Source organism: Rhodococcus sp. H36-A4 (assembly GCF_027158005.1).
Classification (GTDB): domain Bacteria; phylum Actinomycetota; class Actinomycetes; order Mycobacteriales; family Mycobacteriaceae; genus Rhodococcoides.
In genome coordinates this window covers 192,875-217,824 of the sequence record NZ_JAPVLQ010000005.1, presented here as the reverse complement: position 1 = coordinate 217,824, position 24,950 = coordinate 192,875, and the positions used below count along the sequence as shown (strand labels likewise).

Annotated in this window: 28 protein-coding genes; 16 read left to right on the top strand and 12 right to left on the bottom strand. The window is 63.7% G+C overall.

Annotated features, from left to right (window positions below):
• Positions 1–162: 162 nt before the first annotated feature.
• A complete protein-coding gene (locus tag O1W68_RS15405; RefSeq protein ID WP_269304944.1) occupies positions 163–1,407 on the top strand; it encodes a geranylgeranyl reductase family protein in 1,245 nt (414 codons plus the stop codon).
• Between the two features lie 5 nt (positions 1,408–1,412).
• Here O1W68_RS15405 and O1W68_RS15400 read toward each other — a convergent pair whose 3' ends face one another.
• The 3 genes from O1W68_RS15400 to O1W68_RS15390 form a co-directional block, all read right to left on the bottom strand.
• Positions 1,413–2,105, bottom strand: coding sequence for a demethylmenaquinone methyltransferase (locus O1W68_RS15400; RefSeq protein ID WP_186627850.1), 693 nt, complete (start codon positions 2,103–2,105; stop codon positions 1,413–1,415).
• Positions 2,106–2,121: 16 nt separating this feature from the next.
• Positions 2,122–3,258 carry a glycosyltransferase family 4 protein gene (locus tag O1W68_RS15395; RefSeq protein WP_269304942.1) on the bottom strand — a complete coding sequence of 379 codons (1,137 nt, stop codon included), beginning with the start codon at positions 3,256–3,258 and terminating at the stop codon, positions 2,122–2,124.
• Positions 3,259–3,333: 75 nt separating this feature from the next.
• Positions 3,334–3,777, bottom strand: coding sequence for a DUF3592 domain-containing protein (locus tag O1W68_RS15390; RefSeq protein WP_269304940.1), 444 nt, complete (start codon positions 3,775–3,777; stop codon positions 3,334–3,336).
• A 64-nt stretch (positions 3,778–3,841) separates the two neighbouring features.
• Between O1W68_RS15390 and O1W68_RS15385 the strand changes: the two genes are divergently transcribed.
• Complete coding sequence (locus tag O1W68_RS15385; protein WP_269304938.1) at positions 3,842–4,360, top strand: DUF2505 domain-containing protein; 519 nt, start codon at positions 3,842–3,844, stop codon at positions 4,358–4,360.
• Here the strand turns inward: O1W68_RS15385 and menD are convergent.
• Complete coding sequence (menD, locus tag O1W68_RS15380) at positions 4,357–5,967, bottom strand: 2-succinyl-5-enolpyruvyl-6-hydroxy-3-cyclohexene-1-carboxylic-acid synthase (protein WP_269304936.1); 1,611 nt, start codon at positions 5,965–5,967, stop codon at positions 4,357–4,359. The two genes, O1W68_RS15385 and menD, sit on opposite strands and share 4 nt — an antisense overlap.
• Positions 5,968–6,132: 165 nt before the next feature.
• Between menD and O1W68_RS15375 the strand changes: the two genes are divergently transcribed.
• Positions 6,133–6,726 carry a flavin reductase family protein gene (locus O1W68_RS15375; protein WP_269304934.1) on the top strand — a complete coding sequence of 198 codons (594 nt, stop codon included), beginning with the start codon at positions 6,133–6,135 and terminating at the stop codon, positions 6,724–6,726.
• 61 nt (positions 6,727–6,787) lie between these two features.
• A complete protein-coding gene (locus tag O1W68_RS15370) occupies positions 6,788–8,206 on the top strand; it encodes a DUF2252 domain-containing protein (RefSeq protein ID WP_269304931.1) in 1,419 nt (472 codons plus the stop codon).
• 50 nt (positions 8,207–8,256) lie between these two features.
• Here the strand turns inward: O1W68_RS15370 and O1W68_RS15365 are convergent, their stop codons facing one another.
• From O1W68_RS15365 to O1W68_RS15355, 3 genes are all read right to left on the bottom strand, one after another.
• Positions 8,257–8,703: a DUF6918 family protein gene (locus O1W68_RS15365; RefSeq protein ID WP_269304929.1), complete on the bottom strand. Its 447-nt coding sequence runs from the start codon at positions 8,701–8,703 to the stop codon at positions 8,257–8,259.
• 199 nt (positions 8,704–8,902) lie between these two features.
• A complete protein-coding gene (locus tag O1W68_RS15360; protein WP_269304928.1) occupies positions 8,903–9,886 on the bottom strand; it encodes an o-succinylbenzoate synthase in 984 nt (327 codons plus the stop codon).
• Positions 9,883–10,512, bottom strand: a complete 630-nt coding sequence (locus tag O1W68_RS15355) for a PaaI family thioesterase (protein WP_269304925.1) — start codon at positions 10,510–10,512, stop codon at positions 9,883–9,885. Before O1W68_RS15355 ends, O1W68_RS15360 begins: the two co-directional genes overlap by 4 nt.
• A 72-nt stretch (positions 10,513–10,584) precedes the next feature.
• On the opposite strand from O1W68_RS15355, the gene O1W68_RS15350 reads away from it, so the two are divergent.
• Genes O1W68_RS15350 through O1W68_RS15335 form a run of 4 tightly spaced genes read left to right on the top strand, consistent with a single transcriptional unit; the run spans position 10,585 to position 13,542 of the window.
• On the top strand, positions 10,585–11,478 hold the full coding sequence (locus O1W68_RS15350) for a 1,4-dihydroxy-2-naphthoyl-CoA synthase (RefSeq protein ID WP_186627842.1): 894 nt from the start codon (positions 10,585–10,587) through the stop codon (positions 11,476–11,478).
• Positions 11,479–11,497: 19 nt separating this feature from the next.
• The gene (locus tag O1W68_RS15345; RefSeq protein ID WP_269304922.1) at positions 11,498–12,634 is read left to right on the top strand and encodes a GGDEF domain-containing protein; all 1,137 of its coding nucleotides are present in this window, start codon (positions 11,498–11,500) and stop codon (positions 12,632–12,634) included.
• 42 nt (positions 12,635–12,676) lie between these two features.
• On the top strand, positions 12,677–13,114 hold the full coding sequence (locus O1W68_RS15340; RefSeq protein WP_269304920.1) for a hypothetical protein: 438 nt from the start codon (positions 12,677–12,679) through the stop codon (positions 13,112–13,114).
• Between the two features lie 41 nt (positions 13,115–13,155).
• Entirely contained in the window at positions 13,156–13,542 is a 387-nt protein-coding gene (locus tag O1W68_RS15335; RefSeq protein WP_269304918.1) for a VOC family protein, read from the top strand.
• Here O1W68_RS15335 and O1W68_RS15330 read toward each other — a convergent pair.
• A complete protein-coding gene (locus tag O1W68_RS15330; RefSeq protein ID WP_269304917.1) occupies positions 13,509–14,813 on the bottom strand; it encodes a sensor domain-containing phosphodiesterase in 1,305 nt (434 codons plus the stop codon). The genes O1W68_RS15335 and O1W68_RS15330 overlap by 34 nt on opposite strands.
• A gap of 76 nt (positions 14,814–14,889) precedes the next feature.
• Positions 14,890–16,230, bottom strand: a complete 1,341-nt coding sequence (locus O1W68_RS15325) for a hypothetical protein (RefSeq protein ID WP_269304915.1) — start codon at positions 16,228–16,230, stop codon at positions 14,890–14,892.
• 188 nt (positions 16,231–16,418) lie between these two features.
• Between O1W68_RS15325 and O1W68_RS15320 the strand changes: the two genes are divergently transcribed.
• The 6 genes from O1W68_RS15320 to O1W68_RS15295 all read left to right on the top strand — a co-directional run bounded on the left by O1W68_RS15320 (position 16,419) and on the right by O1W68_RS15295 (position 20,654).
• A complete protein-coding gene (locus O1W68_RS15320; protein ID WP_269304913.1) occupies positions 16,419–17,585 on the top strand; it encodes an inorganic phosphate transporter in 1,167 nt (388 codons plus the stop codon).
• An 11-nt stretch (positions 17,586–17,596) separates the two neighbouring features.
• Positions 17,597–17,884, top strand: a complete 288-nt coding sequence (locus O1W68_RS15315; protein ID WP_269304911.1) for a hypothetical protein — start codon at positions 17,597–17,599, stop codon at positions 17,882–17,884.
• Positions 17,885–17,919: 35 nt separating this feature from the next.
• On the top strand, positions 17,920–18,249 hold the full coding sequence (locus O1W68_RS15310) for a DUF3349 domain-containing protein (protein WP_186627835.1): 330 nt from the start codon (positions 17,920–17,922) through the stop codon (positions 18,247–18,249).
• On the top strand, positions 18,250–18,564 hold the full coding sequence (locus tag O1W68_RS15305; RefSeq protein WP_269304908.1) for a DUF3349 domain-containing protein: 315 nt from the start codon (positions 18,250–18,252) through the stop codon (positions 18,562–18,564). It abuts the gene before it with no gap.
• A 10-nt stretch (positions 18,565–18,574) separates the two neighbouring features.
• Positions 18,575–19,723 (top strand): o-succinylbenzoate--CoA ligase, encoded by a 1,149-nt coding sequence (gene menE, locus O1W68_RS15300; protein ID WP_269304906.1) that lies wholly within the window; start codon positions 18,575–18,577, stop codon positions 19,721–19,723.
• Positions 19,724–19,880: 157 nt separating this feature from the next.
• Positions 19,881–20,654, top strand: coding sequence for a PIG-L family deacetylase (locus O1W68_RS15295; RefSeq protein ID WP_269304905.1), 774 nt, complete (start codon positions 19,881–19,883; stop codon positions 20,652–20,654).
• Positions 20,655–20,657: 3 nt separating this feature from the next.
• Here O1W68_RS15295 and O1W68_RS15290 read toward each other — a convergent pair whose 3' ends face one another.
• Positions 20,658–21,191, bottom strand: coding sequence for a LiaF domain-containing protein (locus tag O1W68_RS15290; RefSeq protein WP_269304903.1), 534 nt, complete (start codon positions 21,189–21,191; stop codon positions 20,658–20,660).
• A 135-nt stretch (positions 21,192–21,326) separates the two neighbouring features.
• Here O1W68_RS15290 and O1W68_RS15285 point away from each other — a divergent pair, with 135 nt between their 5' ends.
• Positions 21,327–21,614 (top strand): hypothetical protein, encoded by a 288-nt coding sequence (locus tag O1W68_RS15285; RefSeq protein WP_269304901.1) that lies wholly within the window; start codon positions 21,327–21,329, stop codon positions 21,612–21,614.
• On the opposite strand, the gene O1W68_RS15280 is transcribed toward O1W68_RS15285, so the two are convergent.
• A complete protein-coding gene (locus O1W68_RS15280; protein WP_269304899.1) occupies positions 21,605–22,795 on the bottom strand; it encodes a Rieske 2Fe-2S domain-containing protein in 1,191 nt (396 codons plus the stop codon). The genes O1W68_RS15285 and O1W68_RS15280 overlap by 10 nt on opposite strands.
• Positions 22,796–23,022: 227 nt before the next feature.
• Between O1W68_RS15280 and O1W68_RS15275 the strand changes: the two genes are divergently transcribed.
• A complete protein-coding gene (locus O1W68_RS15275; RefSeq protein WP_084346170.1) occupies positions 23,023–23,802 on the top strand; it encodes an IclR family transcriptional regulator in 780 nt (259 codons plus the stop codon).
• 211 nt (positions 23,803–24,013) lie between these two features.
• Here the strand turns inward: O1W68_RS15275 and O1W68_RS15270 are convergent, their stop codons facing one another.
• Entirely contained in the window at positions 24,014–24,940 is a 927-nt protein-coding gene (locus O1W68_RS15270; RefSeq protein WP_269304895.1) for a VOC family protein, read from the bottom strand.
• Positions 24,941–24,950: the final 10 nt, after the last annotated feature.

The following is a 24,950-nucleotide window of genomic DNA, read 5'->3' as shown; positions in this document are numbered from 1 at the left end:
CTGTCCTCGGTGTCTTGATCGGATCTGAAATCTCGTCTGCTGTCAGCGCCCCCGGATACCCGCTACTACCGTAGTGAATCTAGTGCGCGCCGTACCCGGAAGGTGCTTCACCCCACGTCCGGGCGCGGTGGGAAGCGCCGCCGTCCACTGCATACTGGATCTGTGTCAACTACTGCGGAGTTTCCCACCGAAGCCGAAGTGCTGGTAATCGGCGCAGGCCCCGCTGGTTCGGCGGCAGCTGCCTGGGCGGCGCGCGCCGGTCGGCAGGTAGTTCTCGCCGACGCTGCGACGTTCCCACGTGACAAGACGTGCGGCGACGGCCTGACCCCACGTGCCATCGCCGAGCTCGATCGCCTCGGCCTCGGCAAGTGGGTCCGCGGACGCGTCGAGAACCGTGGTCTGCGACTGTCCGGGTTCGGGCAGGAACTGGAGCTCGAGTGGCCAGGCGGTTCACTTCCGACGGTAGGCAGCGCGGTCCCCCGCTCGGAGCTCGACGACAGAATCCGTCGCACTGCGGTCGAGTCCGGCGCTCGGATGTTCGAAGGCGCCAAGGCGGTGTCGGTGGCGCGGAACGAGCGAGGTGTCGAGTCGGTCACCTTCGAGCACGGCGGCATGGAACGCACTCTCACGTGCAAAACGCTGATCATCGCCGACGGCGTCCGGTCCTCCCTCGGCAAGAAGCTGGGACGCGAGTGGCATCGGGACACCACGTTCGGGATCGCCGCTCGTGCCTACATGTCCTCCGTCCGAAGCGAAGACCCGTGGATTTCCTCACATCTCGAGCTGCGCGACGGCGAGGGAGTGCTGCAACCGGGCTATGGCTGGATCTTCCCGCTCGGCACCGGCGAGGTGAACATCGGTGTCGGCACGCTGGCGACGGCCAAGCGGCCTGGGCCGGGCGCCCTGCGTCCGCTGCTGGATCTCTACACCGAGCAGCGTCGCACAGACTGGGGACTGACCGGCGACCTTCGGGCTGTGGCGTCGGCCCTGCTGCCGATGGGTGGTGCGGTGTCCAACGTTGCAGGAAAGAACTGGGCGATCATCGGCGACGCGGCGGCCTGTGTGAATCCGCTCAACGGTGAAGGAATCGACTACGGGCTCGAAGGTGGACGCTTGATCGCGGACATGCTCGACGAGAACGACCTGAGCGAGGCGTGGCCCGCGCTGCTGCGCGAGCATTACGGGCAGGCATTTTCCATAGCCCGCCGACTCGCAGGCCTACTTACGGTCCCCCGGTTCCTACCCGCAACGGGACCTATCGGCATGCGCTCGACAGCACTGATGAAGATCGCGGTGCGAGTGATGGGAAACCTCGTCACCGAAGCCGATTCGGACCTCGTTGCACGAGCGTGGCGTGCATCGGGCAGCGCGTCACTGAAAGCCGATTCCCGACCGCCGTTCAGCTGAGGTGATCAGCGAACGGCACGGTGCAGAGCCACGACCCCACCGGTCAGGTTCCGCCACTGCACGTTCGACCAGCCACTGTCGGCGATGCGCGTCGCGAGTTCGTCCTGAGTGGGCCATGCCCGGATCGACTCGGCTAGGTACACGTACGCGTCAGGGTTGCTCGAAACCGCCCGAGCGACTGCGGGAAGCGCTTTCATCAGGTATTCCATGTAGACCGTGCGGAACGGCCGAAAGACCGGCGTCGAGAATTCGCAGACGACGAGCCTCCCGCCGGGCTTGGTGACGCGGGCGATCTCACGTAGTCCGGCCTCGAAATCCGAGACGTTGCGCAGTCCGAAGGAAATAGTTGCGGCGTCGAAGCTCGCATCGGCGTACGGCAGGTGCATCGCGTCACCCGCCACCATCGGGACCGGACGCCCGGAACCTGCCTGCAGCATCCCCTTCGAGAAGTCGGTGGCAACGCACCACGCACCACTGCGAGCGAGTTCGACCGTCGACACCCCGGTCCCGGCGGCGAGATCGAGAACTTTCTCGCCCGCTTTCAGGTTCAGGGCGGCGCGCGTGGCCTTCCGCCAGCTGCGGTCCTGGCCGAAGGACAGCACGGTGTTGGTGATGTCGTATCGACGGGCGACGCCGTCGAACATCGATGCGACCTCGTGTGGGTCCTTGTCGAGCGTTGCACGCGAACTTGTAGGCACGTCTCGAGCTTACGGGTCACGCCGTTCGGAGCGCGGCGCGGTTTTCCCAACCGAGGACCTCGTAGTAGTGCGCGAGAAGTTCTTCGCAGATCACGGGCCACGTGCGGTGCAGCACGGACCTCCGCGCTGCCTCACCGAACCGGGCTCGCATCTTCGGCGACGCGAGCGCCGACACCGCGCTCGGGAGGAGTTCCGCGAACCGGTCCACAGGCAGCAGATATCCGTTGCGGCAGTGCGTGATCAGGTCTCGTGGTCCACCTGCGTCGGGTCCGATGGCGGGAATTCCACTAGCGAGGGCTTCTTGGACGGCCTGGCAGAACGTCTCGTGTTCGCCGGGGTGAACGAAGATGTCGAAGCTGGCGAACGCCTGGGCAAGCTCGTCGCCGCCGAGCTGCCCGGTGAAGATCGCCGACGGCATCAGCTTCTCGAGCGCACCCCGCTCCGGACCGTCACCGACGATCACGAGTTGGGTGGACTCGCTCAGCGAGGCGAGCCGCTCGAGGTGCTTTTCGGGTGCGAGCCGTCCGACGAACCCGACGATGAGCTTGCCGCTCGGTGCCCACCGTCTGCGCAATGCTTCTCGGCGGGCGGACGGCGCGAACCGGACAGCGTCGACGCCTCGGGCCCAACGATGGACCCGTGGAACGCCGTGTTGCTCCAAAGCCTGGACCGCGGACGAGGACGGCGCAAGTGTGCGCGCCGCACCGCGGTGAACCCGACGCGTCCACCGCCACACAGCTTTCGACGTCAGGCCGAGCCCGTAGCTTTCGGCGAACCCTGCGACATCGGTCTGGTAGACCGCGACCGAGGGAACTCCGAGCCGTTTGGCGGCCGCCATCCCGCCCGCGCCGAGGACGAACGGCGACGCGAGATGCACGATGTCGGGGCCGAATACGCGCAGAGCCGCCGGTAGGGAAGGCCCGGGCACCCCGACGGGGAGCGAGCTCACCCTGGGCAACATGACGGCCGGCACCCGGTGGATCGGGATTCGCCCGTGCAGGGTGGCTGCCCGCGGGCTGCCCGACGGGTTGTCCGGCGCGAAAACCATGGCGTCGTGGCCGGTTCGTTCGAGATGCTCGAGCACTCTGAGCACCGAGTTGGTGACGCCGTTCATGTTGGGTAGGAACGATTCCGCAACGATGGCTACTCGCACGTTTGTCAGTGTGGGCAACATCTTCGGCTACCAGGGAGCGTCGACGTTACGGGCGAGCGAAGTTCATGCGAACGGTTACCGATCGGCTTCTTCACGCCGACGAAGAAGCAGTTGCGTCGGAACTGCAATCAGCCAGGTCACGACGATGACCGACGCGGCCGGGATGATCGCAACGCTCGCATCGCGGCCGGATACGCGAACGAGATCAGGGTCGGCCTTGTTGTATTCGACGTCGATTCGTTGTCCGGCAACCAGGTTGGTCGGATACAGCACACCCAGTTGTGGATTGTGAGTGACCCCGTCGGGAGTGATGAAGCTGACCGCAGAGCGGAGTCTTCCTGCCGAGAGGACCTCTGCCGTCGCCGTTCCCTCGTCGGAAGTGATAGTTCGATCGTTCTGCCACGCCGCGACGACAAGGAGAATCGCCAGCACGGAAATTCCGATTGCGACGACAAGAACCGAAATCCGCGTACGAGCCAACCCCTTGTTCGGTCCGTCGGCACTGTCGGGGGCATCCACGTCGATAGAGGTTACTTCCCGAGTTCGGCGCACAGGTGAGCGCCTGACGGTAGCCTCTGCTGACATGTCGCGCGATTTCGAATTCACCATTTCCTCCGAACACACTCCCACCCAGGTCTACCTGGCACTGACCAGCGAGGAACAGTGGATGACCAGATTCGCCAAAGCCGAGAAGACCGAGGGCTACAAGCTGACCAGTCACGAAGACGGCGGTCTGACGGTGGACATCTCGGAGGAAGTCGGGGTGACGGAGCTGCCGGCATTGGTCAAGAAGGTCATCAAGGGCACCCTGCTGATCACCAGGTCCGACCATTGGGGCCCGCTGCAGGGTGACCATGCGGACGGCACCTTGACGGGCGGATCATCCTCGCTCCCTGCCAAGGTCGCAGGCACGTTTGCACTCCGACCCGCGGGCACCGGGGCTGTGCTGACGATCAGAGGCAGCTCGACGGTCAAGATTCCACTCATCGGCGGGAAGATCGAGTCGCTCGTCAACGACATGATCAAGGACATCATCGATACCGAAACCCAGGAAACCATCGATTGGGTTGCCGCACAACAGTATCCGAACGACACTGTCTAGAGGCGTGCCCGAATCCCCGCGTGCAACTCCCGTAGCCCCGAACGCTCGGTGGTGACCTCGAGGACTCGAATTCCATCGGCATTGCCCTCCAGCAGAACGGCAAGCTCCGCCGTGTCGACGCTGCGATGCGGGATGCGGTACGCCGCGCACAACGCCGCCAGATCCATGCCGTGAGGAGTTCCAAACACTCGCTCGAAAGCACCGGCGTACTGCGGATCCCCCTGCTCCAGAAGTTCGAAAATGCCGCCGCCGTCGTCGTTGGCGACGACGATCGTCAGATCACTCGGCCGCGGCTCCCCCGTACCGATGAGCAGGCCGGACGCGTCGTGGAGAAAAGTCAGGTCGCCGAGTAGCGCAATCGTGCGACCTCCTCCAGCCAGCGCCGCACCGACCGCCGTCGAGACGGTGCCGTCGATTCCCGCGACCCCACGGTTGGACAACACGGAAACACCTTCGCTCGGATAGCTCACCAAGGCCGCGTCGCGAACCGGGTTCGACGCTCCCAACAGCAACCGATCGCCGACGCGTAGCGAGGACATCACCGTTGCCGCGACGTGGAGTCCCGTCGGCTTGGGATGCGCATCGAGCTGATCGCGGACGGCGTGGTCCGCCTTCGCGGACAGCGTCGCGCAGCGCTCCAACCAGGCCGCCCTCGGCGTCCCCGACACCAGCGCACGGGTGCCGGTGGCAAGGACGTTGCCGGACACGTCGGGCCACCGCGGACCCGTCGTCAAGGCGAAGACGTCGACTGCGGGATCGGCCAGCACCTTCGAGACGGTTCGATGCAGTGTCGGACGCCCGGTGATTATCACCTGACGCGGCTTCAGCTGCGACAGGGCCATCGGATGCAGTGGAACGCCATGCAAGGGGGCTGTCGGTTCCGCTACGGTCGGCAAACCTGCCAATTCGGGTCTCAAGGCTGCGCCGTGACCGGATACGACGATCGTGTCCACGGTGAGATCGACGTCGACCGGCACGTCGAGGGTTGCCTGCTGGGTCGTCGTCCAGGCTGCACCGTCGGGACGGCCGAGAGCGGCAGGCTCACGGTCGCCGATGTCGGGTACCAAAGGTTCACGTAGCGGAATATCGAAATGCACCGGACCGGCGTTGCCCGATCGAGTTCCGCGCGCTGCCGCCAGCACCCTGCACACCGCGCTGCGCCACTGACTGTTCTGGCCTGACCCGTCCTCGGCCAGCCCGAGGCTGATCGTCGCTCGCACCTGACTGCCGAACAGCCCCAACTGCTCGATGGTCTGATTGGCGCCGGTGCCGAGCATCTCGTAAGGCCGGTTCGCACTCAGCACGATCAGCGGCATCCGTGCATAGTTCGCTTCGAGAACGGCAGGCCCCAGATTGGCGACCGCGGTTCCGGAGGTCATGACCACCGGAACTGGACGACCCCCGGCCAGAATCAATCCGATCGCAAGGAACCCCGCGGTTCTCTCGTCGATCCGCATGTGCAGCCGCAGCACGCCTGCAGCGTCGGCTTCCTGTAGTGCGAACGCGAGCGGAGCATTGCGCGAGCCCGGGCACAGCACGACCTCACGAACACCACCCCGAACCAGCTCGTCGACGACGGCGGTGGCCTGAGCACTGGACGGATTCACATCTCCAAGGTTGTCAGATTCGACTCGCCGAGGCGTATTCGGCCTAGTCTTCGAACTTCAGGTCGATCTTCGAATCCCAGGCCGGTCTTTCGAATAACCGATACCGACTGCTTGAAGTCCATTGCACACCGGCGGATTGGCCGAGGACTTTGACACTATGAACCGATGCGCACCGTCTTCCATCCGTCCGAAATGCCCCCGAGTAACTTCTATCGCCTGCTCACCGCCTCGGTCGTGCCGCGACCCATCGCCTGGGTGTCGACACTGTCATCGGAAGGTGTGGCGAACCTCGCTCCCTACAGCTTCTTTTCGGTGTCCTCGGCCAACCCGCCGGTCGTGCAATTCACCTCCGTAGGACGAAAAGACAGCCTGCGGAACATCGAGGCAACGGGCGAGTTCGTGATCAATCTCGCCACCGAACCCCTCATGGAACAGGTGAATGCGTCGTCCGCCGACTACGAACACGGCGTCAGCGAACTGGACGAACTCGGCATCTCACACGAGCCCAGCGAGAAGGTCTCGCCCCCGCGCGTCGCCGAATCACCGATAGCCATCGAGGCGACCCTGCATCGGATCATCGAAGTCGGCGACTCCTTCGTCGTCATGGGCAACGTCGTCGCCGTCGCGGTGCGCCCGGAAGTCCTCGCCGAAGACGGCCTACCGTCGTTCGCCGACATCGCCCCACTCAGCAGGCTCGGCCGAACCGAATGGGGGCTCCCACCTCGGGTGCGCTCGATCGATCGCCCCACCCACCCCTGACAGTGCCGCCCGCTGCAGGACCTGACCCACTTGCGAGACCGCCAGGTTCTACAGTTCACCTATGCCCAACGCTCCCCATGGCCACGCCGTCGTCACCAGCATCGGTGAGGACGACAAACGGTCTTTCGCGACGCTGCGGGTTCGTCCGACGCCGAGGGCGGAGCGATACGAGCTCGGTCGCAGCCTGCGCGAGAAGGTCTCCCGCGAATCGATGGGCGACTGGTCCGCGCCCCCCGACCGACCGGATCCGATCCGGCAGATCGAGTTCTCCCACGACGGTCGCATCGACTGGCTGATACCGGTGCGCGTGGAGCGGATGGCCGAGTCTCCGTACGGGTTCCTCCGCGGGACTGCGATCGTCATGGCACGAGATGTCGCACTGTTGCCGTCCACGGGAATCACTCCGATCATCAGCGGGGACTCGCACCTGGGCAATTTCGGGTTCTACGCTTCCCCCGAACGTGACCTGGTGATCGATCTCAACGATTTCGACGAGGCCCATCCGGGCGGTTGGGAATGGGATCTACGTCGCCTCGCCGCGAGCATCTGGGTGGCCGGGCGGCAGAACGGCCGCAGCGAATCCCAATGCGAGGAGGCCGTAGCTGCCTGCGTCCGCGCCTACCGACTCGAAGTGTCGAGACTGGCCGACGAACCACTGATGTCGCGGTCCTTCCAACGCCTGACCGCCGAGAAACTGGAGGCAGACGTCACCGAAGGGTCGTTGCGCAAGGAGATCAAACGGGCATCGAAGAAGGCTCGGCGAAGTACCAGCGACCGTGCGCTCCCCAGATTCACCGTCGAACACGAGGGGCAGCGCCGCCTGGTCGAGGAACCGCCGATCACCACACGCATCCCGGCCCGTGACGAAGAACTTCTCGCCCAAGGACTCGACGAGTACCTGGCCACTTTGTCCCCGCATTGGCGCCGCGTACTCGGCGGCTACACGTTGATCGACGTCGCGCACCGCGTCGTCGGCGTCGGCAGTGTCGGCCTACGCGCCTACGTGGCGCTCCTGGAAGGCAGCAGTCCCGACGACGTCGTGTTCCTCCAACTCAAGCAGGCACGACGGTCGGTCCTGGCCCCCTATGTTCACGGTGAGTCCGCGTGGCATGCACACCAAGGCCAACGCGTCGTGGAATACCAGCAGGATCTGCAGACCGTGAGCGACCCACTGCTGGGGTGGACGACCATCGACGGGCGCCAGTACTACGTGCGACAGTTCCGCAACATGAAGGGCACCATCGACCTGTCCTCGATCGACGCCCCCGCACTCGTCGACTATGCAGGTGTCGTCGGCAGATTGCTGGCGAAAGGTCACGCCCGAACCAGCGGGGCCTCGATGATCGCCGGCTACGTAGGCACATCCGACGTTCTCGACGTGGCGCTTTCCCGATTCGCGCGGCTGTACGCCGATCAGACCGAAGCTGATCATGCGCTGCTACTGCAGGCAATCAAGAACGGTCGCCTCGCAACCAGATGAAGGGGATACGTCCCTTGCGAACGTATCCCCTCCACCCGAGACGAAGTCGCCTAGCCTGCGTACTTGGTGACCAGGTCACCGACGCGCGGCAACGCCTCGGCAACATTCTTCTTCGCCGAGCCACGAAGGCTCCCGTAGAACTTCTTCACCACGCTCTTGTCCGTCTCATCGATCCGCTCGTCCGTGACCGCCAGCAGCGCGTCGGATGCCTGATCGGAGTTGGCAACGAGATAGTCCGAGAACGACCCCACCGGAGCAGCATTGTACGACTGCCACAGCGGCTCCAACTTGTCCACGAACTCCGGCCACAGCTGTTCGACGGCCCGCTCGATGTACGACGGGCCGACCTTCTTGACCGCCCCGTAACCGCCCTTGACGGCCAAGCCGCTCGCGCCCTTCTTGTCCGACACCTCCGCGTCGATCAAAGCCAAGACATCACGCAACAGAACATCGCGCTTGGACTCGTCGAGCAACGATTCCTTCAGTGCAGCAACCACTTCGAAATTCCTCCCAGATCTTCACGTTCGGCGAACGACGTGGGAAAGAGTACCGCAGGATTGTTTCCTGGGCACTCCGCAGGCTGAACTCCCGCTTCCCTGCTCACTCCGCAGGCTGCGCTCCCGCTTCCCTGCTCACTCCGCAGGCTGCGCTCCCGCTTCCCTGCTCACTCCGCAGGCTGCGCTCCCGCTTCCCTGCTCACTCCGCAGGCTGCGCTCCCGCCCAACACCGCCGCACCCGCTCACGCCACCACAGCACGCGATCCTCCGGTGCCGCCAGCGACGTCAACCGCTCCGGATCGGGCTCGACAGGCTCGGCGCGCACAGTGCCGTCGAGAAGTTCCTGCGCGGCAACGACATCGGATTCGAACAGACTTCCGGTGCCGAGGCCGCAGGCGAACTCGAGCTTCGGAATTGCCGCCGCGGCAGCAAGTCCGGATGCCATACCGACAGCGGAGTCCAAGGCGCTGGAGACCACCACGGGGACCCCGTATTCGCCCAGTTCGCCTGCCAACTCCAGCAACGCGCGCATCCCGCCGAGCGGCGCCACTTTGAGTACGGCGATGTCGGCTCCCCCAGCTCGAACGACTCGAAGTGGGTCCTCGGCGCGCCTGATACTTTCGTCGGCTGCGATCCGAACGGTCGGCAGACGTCGACGAACCTCGACGAGTTCCGGCACCGTCGCACACGGCTGTTCGGCATATTCGAGTTCGCCGTCGTCGAGCAACCTCGACAGCACCTCCACGGCTTGATCGACGGTCCAGCCTCCGTTCGCGTCGACGCGAACCCGCGGAACGAGTGCGCGCACGGCACGCACGCGTTCGACGTCTTCGACGACGCTCTGACCCTTTTCGGCTACCTTCACTTTCGCGGTGTCGACGCCGGGAAACCGATCCAGAATTGCGGGGACCTCGGCCGCGGACACAGCGGGCACTGTCGCGTTGACGCGGACCCGCTCGCGGTACGGCGCAGGCGGCCCCTCCCATCCAGCTTCGATGGCAGAGCGCAGCCACGCGGAGGATTCCTGGTCGTCGTACTCGATGAACGGCGAGAATTCACCCCACCCTGCCGGTCCTCGGACCAGCATGACTTCGCGGGTGGTGATGCCGCGAAACTTGGTGTGCAACGGAATCGAGAGAACGTGGGATCCATCGAGAAACTCCTCGACGGACGCTGGGTTCACTGCTGCCCCTCCAGAAGCTGCAGCATCAGCGCATTGCAGTCGGCGAGAACATTGCCCTCCAGATCGCGTAGTACGGCGTTGATGAACGTCTTACGGCCTTCGACGCGCTCGACACTGCCCTCGACGACGAGTTCGGTGTCCAGTGGAGTGATCTTGCGGTAATTGACGTGCAGGAATGCGGTCCGGCTGATCGGCCTGCCGTAGGCATGCTGAATCATCCCCAACATGTCGTCGAACAGCAACGGAAGCGTGCCGCCGTGCGCAGCACCGTTTCCGCCGAGGTGATAGCGGCGGAACACGCCACGGCTACGGACTCCTTCGGCGTCGAACTTCTCGATGGTCCACGGCAGCATCAGTAGCGAGCCGCGACCGGGAAGGGTCATCACACGGCCGGCGGGCGCCTGTCCCTCCGGCACCTGGAACGGGGTCAGCAGATCGATCAATGCTTCGACCCGTTCGGCGGCCTCGACAGTCGCCTCCGGTGTCGGCGCCGCGCTCACCGCCAGATCCTGAAGCGTTCGCAGCCCCGCCACGAGCCTGCCGTATTCAGGCCCGACGTCGGCTTGTCGGTACTTCGGAAACCCGCCGTGGCGCTCGTACTGGTCCTGGCCTGCCTGTTCGCTCATTCCAGCACCGTAACCCGTAGTCAGGAACCGGGTATTCGCGACGTACCGATCGTGGCGCTCTATCGTGACCAGGTGACCTTCACTCCTTCCCTGTGGCAAACCGTTCCCGGCTTCGAAAACCTCACCGATATCACCTACCACCGCCACGTACGTGACGACACCGTTCGCGTCGCGTTCGATCGACCCGACATCAGGAACGCATTCCGTCCCCACACCGTCGACGAGCTGTACCGCGCACTCGAGCATGCTCGGATGAGCTCCGACGTCGGCACAGTGCTGCTGACCGGTAACGGCCCGAGCTCGAAAGACGGCGTGTGGTCGTTCTGTTCCGGCGGTGACCAGCGAATCCGAGGCAGAAGCGGTTATCAGTACGCCGACGGCGAGACTGCCGAGACGGTGGACCGAGCACGCGCAGGCCGACTACACATCCTCGAAGTGCAGCGACTGATCCGCTTCATGCCGAAAGTCGTCATCTGCCTCGTCAACGGCTGGGCAGCGGGCGGTGGCCACAGCTTGCACGTCGTATGCGACCTGACCCTCGCCAGTCGCGAACATGCCCGGTTCAAGCAAACCGATGCCGACGTCGGCAGCTTCGACGGCGGCTACGGCAGCGCATATCTCGCCAAGATGGTGGGACAGAAGTTCGCTCGCGAGATCTTCTTCCTCGGCGACACCTACACGGCCGAGGACATGCATCGCATGGGTGCCGTCAATCGCGTCGTCGATCACGACGAACTCGAGAACGTGGCCATCGAGTGGGCCGCGAAGATCAACGCCAAGTCGCCGCAGGCGCAGCGGATGCTCAAATATGCGTTCAACCTGCAGGACGACGGCCTCGTCGGTCAGCAGTTGTTCGCGGGCGAGGCGACACGGTTGGCATACATGACCGATGAAGCCGTCGAAGGCCGTGATTCGTTCCTCGAGAAGCGCGACCCCGACTGGTCTCCGTTCCCCCGCTACTTCTAAAAAGAGTCGACACCCCCTCATGTCTCTCTCGCGCGAAGCTCTCCCCAGTCGTCGGCCACCGGCCGTCGGCGCACGGAAGGCTGTTCTCGAGTGGTTCACGGCAGCTCACGACTACGAGTGGATGCGCGAGTTCCAGAACTCTCATCGTTCGGGCAAGGTCATCCGACTCCTCATCGCGCTGTCGATGATCAACATCAGCGTCATGTCCTTCATATCTTTGTTCGCCGACGGGGGGCCGAGCGGAGCTGCCGCGACGATCTGGACGTTGACGCTGTGCATCACCAACCTGATCATCGCGGCGCTGTGGCTCCTGTTGCCTTTCCCCGGGAGACTCGGGGTCGTTCTGTTCGCGGTGTACGCAGATCTCGGCATCACCTCGGCGCTGGTGTTGATGGAGCTGGGAAACGCTCTGCTCGGTTGCGTCCTGTTCGCGGTGATCGGTGGTTTCGTCACGTTCTTCGTAAGCCCGCGTTGGCTCGTGCTGCATCTCGTCTTCGCATCCGCCGCCGTACTCGGCATCGCGGGGGCCTTGTATCTGCAGGGCCGTACGGACACGCTGAACCTGCTGGTCCGAACCAACGTCGTACTTCTCGCCATCATGAGTGTGCCGATCACCTCACACATCTTCCTGACGACATTGTCGGCAGATGCTCGGAGCTCGGTCCTCGATCCGCTGACCGGACTACTCAACCGCAGAGGACTGACGACAGCGATCGAGGACCTGCTGCCCCAGGGACAACGCAACGGATGGTGCGCCGCGGTGGTGGTCGTCGACATCGACAATTTCAAGTCGGTCAACGACATCTACGGCCATGACGAGGGCGACGCGGTCATCTGCCGGGTCGCCGAACGCCTGACCGCCCATGTGTCCAGATACGGGGTCGTCGGCCGTACCGGTGGCGAGGAGTATCTGGCCGCCGTCGTCACCTCGCGGCTGCACATCGACGCTTTGATTCACGGCGTCAGGCGCGCGCTCCATGGCGCGAACGACGCCATACCGGTGACGGTCAGCATCGGAGCCGCCATTCTCTACGCCGAATCGGATCTGTGGACCGATAGCGCCGATCCCGTCGGCACCGCAACTCGCGTCGCGGATTCGATGATGTACGAGGCCAAAGCTGCCGGCGGCAACCGAGTGGTGACGACCCTGATCTGAGGAACCAGGTTCGGATCCAGCCGCTGGGGGAATGTCTGCCTCATGAGCAACGATCGCCAGAACCCCGAGCCCGAGCATGTACGGCCGGCGAACACCTCCGATGACACCGTCGCGGCGATCGGCAAGGTCTCCGAAGCCCTCGAAACCATCGAACGAGCCCGTGGCCACCTCTATTCGTTCCATCAACTGATGGGTCACGCCGATCTCCAACTCGGCGAGGCAGTCTCCGCACTGCGGGAGGCCGGGCATCTCACCCAGGCGGACAGGCTCGAAACCGAAATGGTCGGACGCAATGCGATCGACGGGCGGTGGTCGTTCCAGATCGTCGAGGAATTCGACGATTTGTACTGGTCTCATTTCCGATGCCACGAGCAACAGGTACGTGCCGAACTGCAGGAAGGGAAGCGGCATGTATTCGAGGCCGAGATGAAGGAGTCGCGCAGAACTCACGACGCCCCCGGCCACGAGGCGACTCCATGACGGCGACCGACGGGTCGACGCATATGTGATATCGATGTGGTGTGGAGATCTTGAGTAGTCGAACGATTTTGCGCCCTACCGACTACCAGCGCGCCCTCGCGTTCTACCGGGACGGCCTCGGTCTGGCCATACATCGCGAATACAGCGCCGGCACCGTGTTCTTCGCCGGCCAGAGCCTCATCGAGATCGCCGCACACGGCGGAGCGAGCGAACCGACGTCGTTCGACGGCGCGCTGTGGCTGCAGGTACGCGATATCGAGTCCGCCGCGACCGAACTGCGTGCTCGCGGGGTTCGGATCGAACGAGCAGCGAAAACGGAATTCTGGGGTTTGATCGAGATGTGGTTACGCGACCCGGACGGGGTCGATATCGTGTTGGTCCAGATCCCGCCCGATCATCCGTTACGCCGCGATGTGCGCGGCGACTGATCACCACTGAGAAGCCGGAGGACCGCGCCGGCCGATTGCGGGTGTGACCAGAGGAAACCTTGGGCCAGTGTGCATCCGAGTTCGAGGGCGATATCGGCCTGTTCACGGGTCTCGATACCTTCGATGATCATCGACAGGCCGAGTTCCCGCGTGACTTTCGAGATGGCGCCGAGCAGAGCTTTGCCGCGAGGAGTATCCACCAGCCGAGACAACCGACCGTCGATCTTGATCCCGTCGGGTTCGAGGGTGACGAGCCGTTCCAGGGATGACCAGCCCGAGCCGAAATCGTCGAGCAGTACTCGAAACCCGAGGGCGTGTACGTCGTCGATGTGTCGTCGAATCAGCGGACCGTCGGTCACCGCGGACGTTTCGGTGAGCTCGAGCGAGATCGAGCGTGGGTCGACATCGGCCTCCGCCACTGCGCACTGCAACTGGGCCACGGCGTCCGGATGGGCCAGATGACGCCCGGACAAGTTGACGCTGAGTCGCAGACCCGGGCGAAGTTTCTGCCATGTCTCCGCCGCGCGCACGGCCTGCCGCAGAACTTCCAGGTCTACGTCGATGATCAGTTCGCTCGACTCGGCCAAGGGGACGAAGTCCGCCGGCGAGACCAGACCGTTGGTCGGGTGATGCCATCTCGCCAACGCCTCGAAGCCGACGATCTCCTCGGTACGGAGGTCGACGATCGATTGGAACCACGGCACGATCTGACCGCCACGCAATGCGCCGGCCAGATCGACGTCACCGTCGAGCTTGGCGGTGGTGGACCCAACGCGTCGATGCAGGTCCAGTTGCTCCTCCAAAACGGACGCAAACTGCTCCAGTTCCTGCAATTGGCCGTCGTCGACCTCCCTCGACAGTGGATCGAGCAGACACAGTGTCCCGATCACCAGGCCTTCGCGACCACGAAGCGGAACCGACGCGTACGACTCCAGCCCGACCTGATCGAGAATGTCGCGTTGCCGTGCCGTGGCGTCGACGCGGGTGCGAGAAATCAGCGCCGACTTACCACTGCGGACAACGTCGTCGCACAACGTGATGGAGCGAGCCACCGTCGACATCGGCGGCCCACCGACGTTGACCAGGGTATACATAGTTTCGTCGTCGAGTACGTTCAACTGTGCAATGGCGAATCCGACGCTTTTCGCTGCCAGTTCGACGGTGTTCCGAAGGGCCGGAGTGGTTGCCTCGACATCGAGGTAACGCCGTGCCGAGTCGCTCTGCCTTCGCGCCCGCGGCCGAAGATTGGGCGACATGGGATCGTGGTCCACCGGCGTCTCCCTGCTCTCTGCGCGGTCCGACCGACTACGTATTCGTCCAGCTTAACGGTGCGCGCCCTCGACTAGATCAGATAGTCGGAAGCCTCGTGTGCAAAAGGCGATGTCGGAGCAGGGCCGCTGCGAGTCGAACGCCGTCGGGCGACGGGGTTTCCGAGAACTGTCCGGACCGCGAATCAGGGAACGAAAACGCGCCCAAAGCCGTCAGTTCGGCGGTCACGACGTCGGCGAGTGGCTCGATGTCGGCGACGCCAGGAGATTCACCGCTGTGCGTCCACCCTTCGGCGGCCAGCAGCGCCGAGGTGAGTACCGTGGTCTCGACGGGCCTACGTCCTCGGGCGACCTCGCCGAGCACCACTTCGGCGGCAATCGTTTCCGGGTGGTACTGGGTCCCGACCAGTCGGGAGACGAGGGTGCGCCACATCCCGTCGGCACTCATTCCACGAGCCCGGGCCGTCGGCACCAGCCGCCCGTGGTGTTTGCGGACCAACCCGAGCCGCAGCAAGAGGCGCCGAACGGTCAGCACCGGCGCTGTCTCGCGTTCGGAGCCGGCAGGAAACGGCCATTCCCTCGGCGACCACAGGGTGCCGATAGCACGCTCCACGACCGAGTCGGGAAGAAAACCGGTGTCGGTCAGGGTGATGCCGTCGCCAACGAGGTCGAGGATGCCTTCGAGTCGACGGACGCATCCGAAAGCGGGTTCGTTCGCACTGTGCAGCTCTTCGGTCAGTCCGCGATAGAGCTCGGCCCGCGGGGTGCTGTAGGCAGACCAGATCGCGATCCGGTGGTCGAGTAGCTGTTCCAGGAGCACGCCACCGAGCCGATCGGTGCGCAGAACCGCATCGGTCATTCCGCGCCGACGGGCGGCCAGCGCACTCGCCTTCAGCGGTGGTGCGTGAGGCCTGGACGGCGTGAACTCACCTGCAACCGTGGCTACTTCGAGGGTCTCTCCGATCAGGTCGACGATGGCTCGTTCGGTACCTTCCGGGGTCTGTTGCCAGGTGACCAATTCGGTGTCCGCCGGCCCGATTCCGGATTCGGCGACGGCGGTGACGTACTGCTCTTGCCAGGTTGCGTCGTCTACCGCCGAGAGCAGAGTTCGTGTCTGTTCACTTCGCGCTATGTCGGCGTACCTGGCGTGGCCGAGACGATCGAGCAGATCGGCGAGTGCCCGCGCTACTTCCCACGAACGATCCCGATCCTCGCCGAGAAGGCGTAGATGCATCCACAGAAATGTTTGCACCGAGGTCTGAGTGGGACCGGAATCCGGAGACACATCCTGCAGTCCGTCCCAGCCGATGCGAGCGTCCGCCCCGGATGCTGGATCGACGGAGTCGAGGTACGACAGCGCGGCGGCCACAGAGTCGTCCCGCCCGCCGAGCTCACCGCCGATTCCATCGTCGAATTCCACGGGCTCCACTGTCCCACAGCCGTCTCCGAAGGCTCTGTCGGTACGACGTGACGCAGACCTCTTACGAATCGGACATATAGGACCCGTGAGTGAACGGCAGGTGAACAGGTAGCGTCGGGCGGGGACCGAAGAAGAACACTTCGGGGGAAGTTAACGGATCGAGGCGTCCAGGCGTCACACTTTGTAGTGTGAGCGCAGAATTCGTCGTACTTCTGGTTGTCGTCGTGACCGCTTTGGCGTTCGACTTCACCAACGGTTTCCATGACACCGCCAACGCCATGGCGACGTCGATCGCAACAGGGGCACTGAAACCCAAGGTTGCAGTCACCCTGTCCGCCGTCTTGAATCTCGTCGGCGCATTCCTGTCCGTGGAGGTGGCAGCGACGGTCGCCAAAGGCATCGTCAACCTCGGCGATACCGGTGGCCAAGCGCTGCTGACCATCATTTTCGCCGGTCTCGTCGGCGGGATCCTGTGGAATCTCGCAACGTGGCTCCTCGGCATACCGTCCAGCTCGTCACATGCACTGTTCGGCGGGCTCATCGGCGCGACAATCGCGGGTCTCGGCACGTCGGGGGTCGTCTGGGACGGCGTTTGGAGCAAAATCGTGCTCCCCGCCGTGCTCGCACCCGTCGTCGCAGGTCTCGTTGCCACCGTCGGCACCCGGGTGATCTACCGCATCACCAATGCGGTGCCGGAGAAGTCGAGGGAGCGCGGCTTCCGCTGGGGCCAGATCGGTTCAGCATCGTTGGTCTCGCTCGCCCACGGCACCAACGACGCACAGAAGACTATGGGCGTCATCTTCCTGGCTCTCGTCGCGTACGGCACGGTCGGTCCCGAAGCCGAGATGCCGTTGTGGGTCAAGTTCACCTGCGCACTCGCGATCGCTCTGGGCACATACCTCGGTGGGTGGCGAGTCATCCGCACACTCGGCAAGGGACTCGTCGAAATCGCGTCCCCCCAGGGAATGGCAGCGGAATCTTCCTCCGCCGCAATTATCCTGACCTCCAGCCACCTGGGGCTACCGTTGTCGACGACGCAGGTCGCGACAGGATCCATCCTCGGCTCGGGCGTGGGCAAACCGGGCGCACAGGTCCGCTGGAACGTCGCGGGACGCATGGCAGTCGCGTGGGTCATCACCCTGCCCCTCGCAGGCGTCGTCGGCGCGGCATGCTGGCACCTCGCCGACTCCGTGGGCGGATTGCCCGGCGTGCTGGTCGTTTTCGCCATTCTCATCGCCTTGGCAGCCTTCATGTACCTGCGGTCGCGTCGCCAGCCGATCGACCCGAGCAACGTCAACGACGAGTGGGACGGTGGCCTCCTTCCGGCCGACGAAAAGTCCCCCACAACGGTTTAGGAAGAACGGCAATGGAAACTCTCACTCACACGCTGGACTCGCTGTGGAAAGTTGTACTCGTCGGACTGCTTCTCGGAGCAGGCCTGCCGGCAATCTTCGCTCTAGGCCTCAGAGCCCTCGCCGTCGGCGAGACACCGGACGATGCGACCGGCACCACCTCGCTCCGCACTACCCGCCCGGCCGCAGCCACCGCCGTAGCGGCGCTCTGCTTCGCTGTTGTCGTACTCGCCATCGCTGCTGGGATTCTCTTCATCATGAAGGACTTCCTCGACAACACGTTCGGAATTTCCGTCTTCTGATCCACTTCGCTATTCGACCAGGAAGGACAAGCATCATGACCGACCCCAAAACCACGTTTCCCGCATCCGTCCTCCAATGGTTGCGTGCCGGCTACCCGGAGGGCATACCTCCGAAGGATCGCTTCCCACTCGTGGCTCTGCTGCGTCGCGCCGAACTGACCGACGCCCAAGTCCACGAGGTCGTACTCGGCCTCGTCGCTCCCATCGGTGGTGCGCTGAGTGCCGGCGCGATCTCCAACGACGAGATCTCCGAGTTCATCAAGGAACTGATCGACACCGAGCCGACCCCCGAAGACATTGCTCGTGTCTCGGCCCGACTCGCTGCAGGCGGATGGCCCCTCGCAGATCCGGTATCGCTGAAGTAGATGGCGGTTCCTTCGTTCCTCACCGCGATCCTCGATTGGTTCCGCGTCGGGTACCCCGAAGGCGTACCCGACGCGGACTACATCCCGTTGCTCGCATTGCTGGCCCGCCGACTGTCCGACGACGAGGTTCATTCCGTCAGGGACGCGCTCATCGCCGACGGGCAACTTCCCGCGGACAAGGCGGGTATCGCGGTGTCCATCACCAAGGTCACCAACGAGATGCCACGTGAAGAGGACATCGATCGGGTTCGGTCGAATCTCGCGACGGGCGGATGGCCTCTCGCCGATCCGTTCACACTGGGAGCATCCGATTAGGCTCGCCGATGTGGACCTGCTCGAAGAACTACCTATCCCGGCCGGACCAGCCGCTGCCGCTCTGTTGCCGCGGCTGAGCGACATACTCGACGGGAATTGCCCTGCGGTACTTCCGGTCCCCGCGTCCGACACTCGCGAAAGCGCCCGGTTGCGCGACGCGCTGGCCCCAGGCACGCCGATCGAGTCCGCCGCAGCCCTCGTCGTGGCCACCTCCGGCACCACGGGAACCCCGAAGGGTGCGATGCTCTCCGCGGCCGCGTTGAGGGCAAGTGGCACGGCAACGTACGAGCGCATCGGCGGCCCCGGCTCATGGCTGTTGGCGCTACCGGCCCATCACATCGCCGGACTACAGGTCTTGCTACGCAGTGTTCTCGCCGGCACCGAGCCGGTGATACTCGACGTCTCCACCGGCTTCGACCCGTCGGCGCTGCCTGCCGCAATCGGAGCGCTCGCCGGCCCGCGTCGATATACCTCGCTCGTTCCTACGCAGCTCGTCAAAGCGCTGGACCACCCTGCTGCCGTCGAGGCACTCGCGTCGTTGGATGCGGTGCTGCTCGGTGGCGCGGCCGCACCTGTCCCCCTCCGCGAACGGGCGGCCGAAGCCGGAATCACCCTCGTCGGCACCTATGGGATGAGCGAAACCGCCGGCGGCTGCGTGTACGACGGCGTGCCGCTCGATGGCGCCCTGGTCCGCATCGACAACGGCAGAGTCGTACTCGGTGGGGCCACCCTCGCGCTCGGCTACCGCGGCAACCCTGCTCACCCTGCCTTCGCCGAGCCGGGGTGGTTCCGCACCGACGACGCCGGAGTTCTCCTCGATGGCGTGCTGTCGATACAGGGCCGCCTCGACGAGGCCATCACGACCGGCGGGCTCACCGTCGTACCGCAAGTGGTGGAAGCCGCACTCTCGACGCATCCGGCCGTGCGCGAGTGCGCGGTGGTCGGCCTCGACGACGAGCGCCTCGGGCACCGCGTCGTCGTCGCTGTCGTCGGCGGTCCAGTGACATTGGCGGCATTACGCAAACACGTCGGGAGCACCTTGGACGTCACCGCCGCACCCCGCGAGCTGTACCTGCTCGACTCCCTGCCCACCCGCGGCCCCGGCAAACTCGATCGAGCGGCACTGCGTCTCACGCTGTCCGGGCTGACGCCGTCGTAGATCTCGCTGCTTGGGTAAGCGCGCACCGTTTTTGTAAACCGAAACGCCATTTCGACGTCCGAGGACGGGGGTGCGGTTGGCAAAAAGGGTGTGCGCTCGGGATGCTCCGCCTCGACCGAGTAGGAACTGTGGGAGCGTTCGTGCAAACATTTCGGGCATGAGCACTCTGGTCTGCTTTCACGCCCATCCCGACGACGAGGTCTTCACCACCGGCGGGATCATGCGTCTCGCCGCCGACGCCGGTCACCGCGTCGTTCTGGTCACCGCAACCGATGGTGCACTCGGCGAGTTCCCCGACGGCATCCTCCGCGCCGGCGAAACCCTCGTCGAGCGACGCAAGTTCGAACTGGAGAGCTCGGCGTCAGTGCTCGGCGCCGATCGTGTGGTGATGCTGCATTATGCGGACTCGGGGATGGCAGGAACCGTCGAGAACGACAATCCCGACGCGTTCTGCAATGCCGACGTGGATGCCGCGGCGCGCAAGCTGGCCGACGTACTCGAAGAAGAGCAAGCCGATGTCGTCACGATCTACGACCCCAACGGTGGTTACGGGCACCCCGATCACATAAAGGTGCATGTCGTGGGTATGCGTGCAGCCGAACTAGCAGGCATCGCCAACGTCTACGAGGCAACGACCAATCGCGACCATATGAAGGCCCTCGTGATGGCGAACCCGAATTGGTCCGAGGAGAACTCTCCGCCCGACCTCGATTCGTTCGGGCTCCCGGAAGCGGAGATCACCACGATCGTCGACGTCAGCGCCGCGATGGACGCCAAGCGGGCAGCGATGCACGCGCACGAGACTCAGGTCGGCGACTTCGGACCGTTCCTTGACCTGCCGCTCGACATGCTCACAGCGGCATTCGGCCGCGAATGGTTCCGACGCGTCGGCGCAGAGCCTGGTCCGACGGAGACTGCATTGCCGCTGTGACGGTCAGCGTGGGGACTGCACTTTCAGGTCACCGAACATCGAGAACGATCGAATCTTGATGGTGGGCGCATACGGGCCCGGGTCCACCGACCCCGTATCGATGTCGCGATCGCCGAGGACGTCGAATCCTCCGATCTCGACGTTCACGCCGTCGGGCACGACGAGCTCGGTGTCGCCGAAGAGCGAGACGATGGTGATGGTCGATTCGTTGGAGCCGATGATCGCAGACCGTAGATCCAAGGTGAGGTCACCCATGATCAGCATCGCGACTGTCGACTTCGCCAAAGCCCATCGGCCCGCGCGCTTCACATCACTCAACAGGCACAGGATTTTCGACTGAGATCGTGCACGTGCCGGGACGGGTTCCATCGTGTTGGGCGCTATCGCATCGAGTTCGTTCTGCTCTACCGTCGGCGCCCACACCACGGCCGCATGGTCGGAGTATTGCGCAAGCGTCAATCTCCCCTCACCGACTGCTCGTTCCAGCCTCGTTTGTGCAGCACCACGGGCATTCTCGAGTTCACTTCCATCGGACATAGTGCACAGGGTACGTCGGGTTCGTCCGTTTCAGCATTTCTTGGGGCGCCCTCGAACACAGGACCCGCAAAGGCGATCGACCAGTCGACGCTTGCCCGCTCAATGGTGCTGTGGTGCCGACTCGAGCGTCGTTCCGTGACCGTCCGTGAAGTTCCCAGGAACTGGTTCAGTGCGCCTGGTGACGCCGACCCGCCCATCGAGCACGGCCTGCTCGATGGTGCTGTGCAACGCGGGGCAGCGCATGTTCGAAGCGTCGTGCGCCTGTGTCGCATTCGGCGCAGTAGCGCCAAAGTCGGCAAACCGGCGACACGAAGTCGTCGTGTCGGCGAGCCACTGCACACTGGTATGGCGGGGGCTGTACTTCTCCACGAGTACGGTCGTACCGCACAGGCTGCATTCGATCGGTTGCATCTTCACCCCTGACCGGTAGCGACGCTACCCGCGGCCGCCTGCTCATCTCGGTTGGCCAAGTTGCGTTCGATCTCCTCATCCCAGTACTCGGTGGGCTTGGAGATGTCGATCTCGAACTCGAAACGCGTGGTCATGTCTTGTGAGATATCCGCGGTGTCCACGTAGAACTGCTTGTACCAGCGGCGCAACTGGTAAACCGGACCGTCTTCCTCGCACAGTAGCGGGTTGTCGATCCTCGATTTCGTTTTCCAGATCGCGATGTCCTGCTCGAATGTCGCCAACGTGGCTTGCCCGTATTCCGCAGCCATATCCTGTGCCGCCTCATTCGAGATTCCCGCAGGCTTTTTCACCATGACCCCGTACTGCAGAACGAACGAGTCTGGAGATATCGGGTAGTGGCAGTTGATCAACACTGCTTCTACCGGATGGTCTCCGGTATCGGCAACCAGGCGGTTGATCATGTAGGACGGGCCGAAATACGAAGCGTAGGACTGCGTCAAAATTTTATCCCCGAAGTTCACGAAATCACGCCCGCGCATATCCCCACGCGGCAGAAACGACATCTCCTGCGTGGCGACGTGCCCCTCGAAGATGTTCCGGAACGACTGCGGCAGATTGAGATGTACGTAAAAGAAGTGGGCCATATCGACCACATTGTCGACGATTTCTCGACAATGGGAGCCCTCTACGACGACACTGTTCCATTCCCAATCAGTCCACTGGTCGCTACCGTAGCCCTCGATCTCGGGGATGGTCACCTCGTCGGTCGGCTTGGAGCCCTCGGGGTCGTTCCACACGAAAAGCTGGCCGTTCCGCTCGAGCGTCGACCAGGTCTGGGTGCGAGCCAGCGGCGGAACACGCCTGGCATACGGGATTTGCTTGCACTTGCCATCCCCGCCCCACCGCCAGTCGTGGAACGGGCAGGCGATCTCCTCGCCCTTGATCGTGCCCTTGGATAGGTCGCCACCCATGTGGCGGCAGTATGCATCGAGTACCTTCAGTTCGTCTTTACGATCTGCCCACACCACGAGCTTGTGACCGAACGCGTTGATCGAGTGAGGAGTACCGTCGCGGAAGTTCTTGGCGAGGCCGAGACAATGCCAGCCCCGAGCGAACCGTGTCGGATTGCTGCCGGCATCGATCGAACGCACCTCGTCCTCGACGTGAGGTAGGTGTTCGTTGGTAATCGTCATCGCGTGACTCCTTTTCCCGTCTGTGGCCTGCGGCCCTCGAGATGCATTCCGGGGCCCGTTCGTGTTCTGCATCACACTGTGGGACAAGCGTGCCGGTTTGATCAGGCCGTCTCCCGCCCAGAGGGATCTGCGCTCCGAAATCGCTGGTCGGAGGCAGAGTGAGATACTGTGGATCAGATCACAGTAGGGCCGTCGTCCCTACCGAAAGCGCGGGAGGTTGGTGACCGATGCATGTACATGTCGACCCGCCCTCGGACCAGCTCAGCAGGGCCGAGCTCATGCTCGAGACATTACAGACAGAGGGCTTTCTGACACTGACGCAAATGGTTCATGCCACCGGGATCCCGCGCTCGTCGGCGCACCGTCTACTCGAACGCATGGTCCGACTCCGGTGGCTGTTACGTGTCGGTGATGTATATGAAATCGGCGTTCGGATGTTCGAACTCGGCTCAGAAGGCGTGCGCACCCACTGGTTCTATCGGCTGGCCCGTCCTCATCTGTTCGAACTGCAGCAACGCACAAAGCTAGTTGTGCACCTCGCCTACCTCGACGGCGGAGACGTTGTGTATTGGGAAAAGCTCGATGGCGAATTCGGTGCACATATACCCACGCGCATCGGGGGCCATCAGCCAGCGCACCGCACAGCACTGGGTAAAGCGCTGCTGGCCGCCGAGCCGGAAGAATACCTACACTCTCCAGTGTTCGACCGCATGAAACCCGGCACACCCAGAACGATCGTTACCCGAGAGGAACTTTCGCGGGAGGTCGGGAACGTACGCAGAGATGACATAGCCTTCGACCGCGGGGAAGGACTCGTCGATATCGGCTGTGTGGCAAGCGCTGTCAGCGCAGGCCAGGCCATGTCGAGCGACGGCCGTCATACCGTGGCCGCCATTTCCATCTGCGGTCCACTCGATCACATCGATTCTCGAATGGTCAGCGCGGTACGCTCCGCGTCGCGCGAGATTTCTCGTTCTGTGGGAGTCAATCCGATGTCCAAGGCATGAGCATCACAGGTTCTGGCGAAATTCGCGATATGTAGCAACCAGGGACGCAAGACGTGTGCCGGCGCCGCAGTGCGGCCACCACCTACGCAGCGTAGCGTTCGATCATGCTGCAGTGGAGCATGATCGAACGCTCGCAAACCTGCGGTCTTGCGTGCGGTCTGGCCTGAGTCACATCAGCGCTACGCCGTTACGTGACCGCACTTCTTTTCATTCAAGCCTTGTCGGCCGCGTCTCGAGCTTCCGCCAGTTCCCGTGCCCAAGCCCAGTCATGGCCCCAGTAGCTGTCCTGCGTAATTTCTTCGGAAGTGTAGAAAGCCTCGTCGACGAGCGAGCCTTCGGTTCCGTACTCGATGTCCCATCCACCCGGTGACTGGACATAGAACGAGATCATCTTGTCGTTGGTGTGCCGACCGAGGGTCGACGATACCGGGAACCGCCGTTTCATCACCTCGTCGAGCGCCCGTCCGACCGCGTCCAGTTGGTCGACTTCGACCATGATGTGCACCAGTCCAGGATCTTTGCCTTCGGGGACCGGCATCAGGGCGAGGCTGTGGTGACGCTGATTCACGCCGAGAAATCTGATCCGCTGTACGCCGAACTCCGCAGGCACGGGCATCCGCATAGCTCCGCGCGGTAGGAATCCCAGTGTCTCGGTGTAGAAACGATAGGTTTCATCGAAGTTCGTCGATGGGACGACCACATGCCCCAACCCCTGATCGCCCGTGACGAACTTCTGGGCATGCTTGGTGAGCACCGGACTGTGGTCGAGAACCGGTCCGTGAAAGAACTCGAGAGGAGTGCCGCCCGGGTCCGTCATGGCAAACCCTTCCTCGACCCGTCGAGCGTCGGTTGCCTCCTGCGCCATCGGCTCGACGACGTAACCTGCCTCTTCCAGCCGTGCTCGAAGGTGAGCCAAGGCCAACTGATCGCGCACTTCCCATCCGACTGCTGTCACTCGATCGTGCGAACTCGGGACCACGGTCAGCCGTGAGGCGCGCTCGTCCATTCGCAGATACAGGGTTTCTCGATCCGGGCCGGACCCCTCGTCGAAACCCAGTACATCGAACGCCAGCTCGCGCCACCGATCGATATCTGTTGCCTCGATGGTCACATATCCGAGACCCTTGACTTCACTCATGATTCCTCGT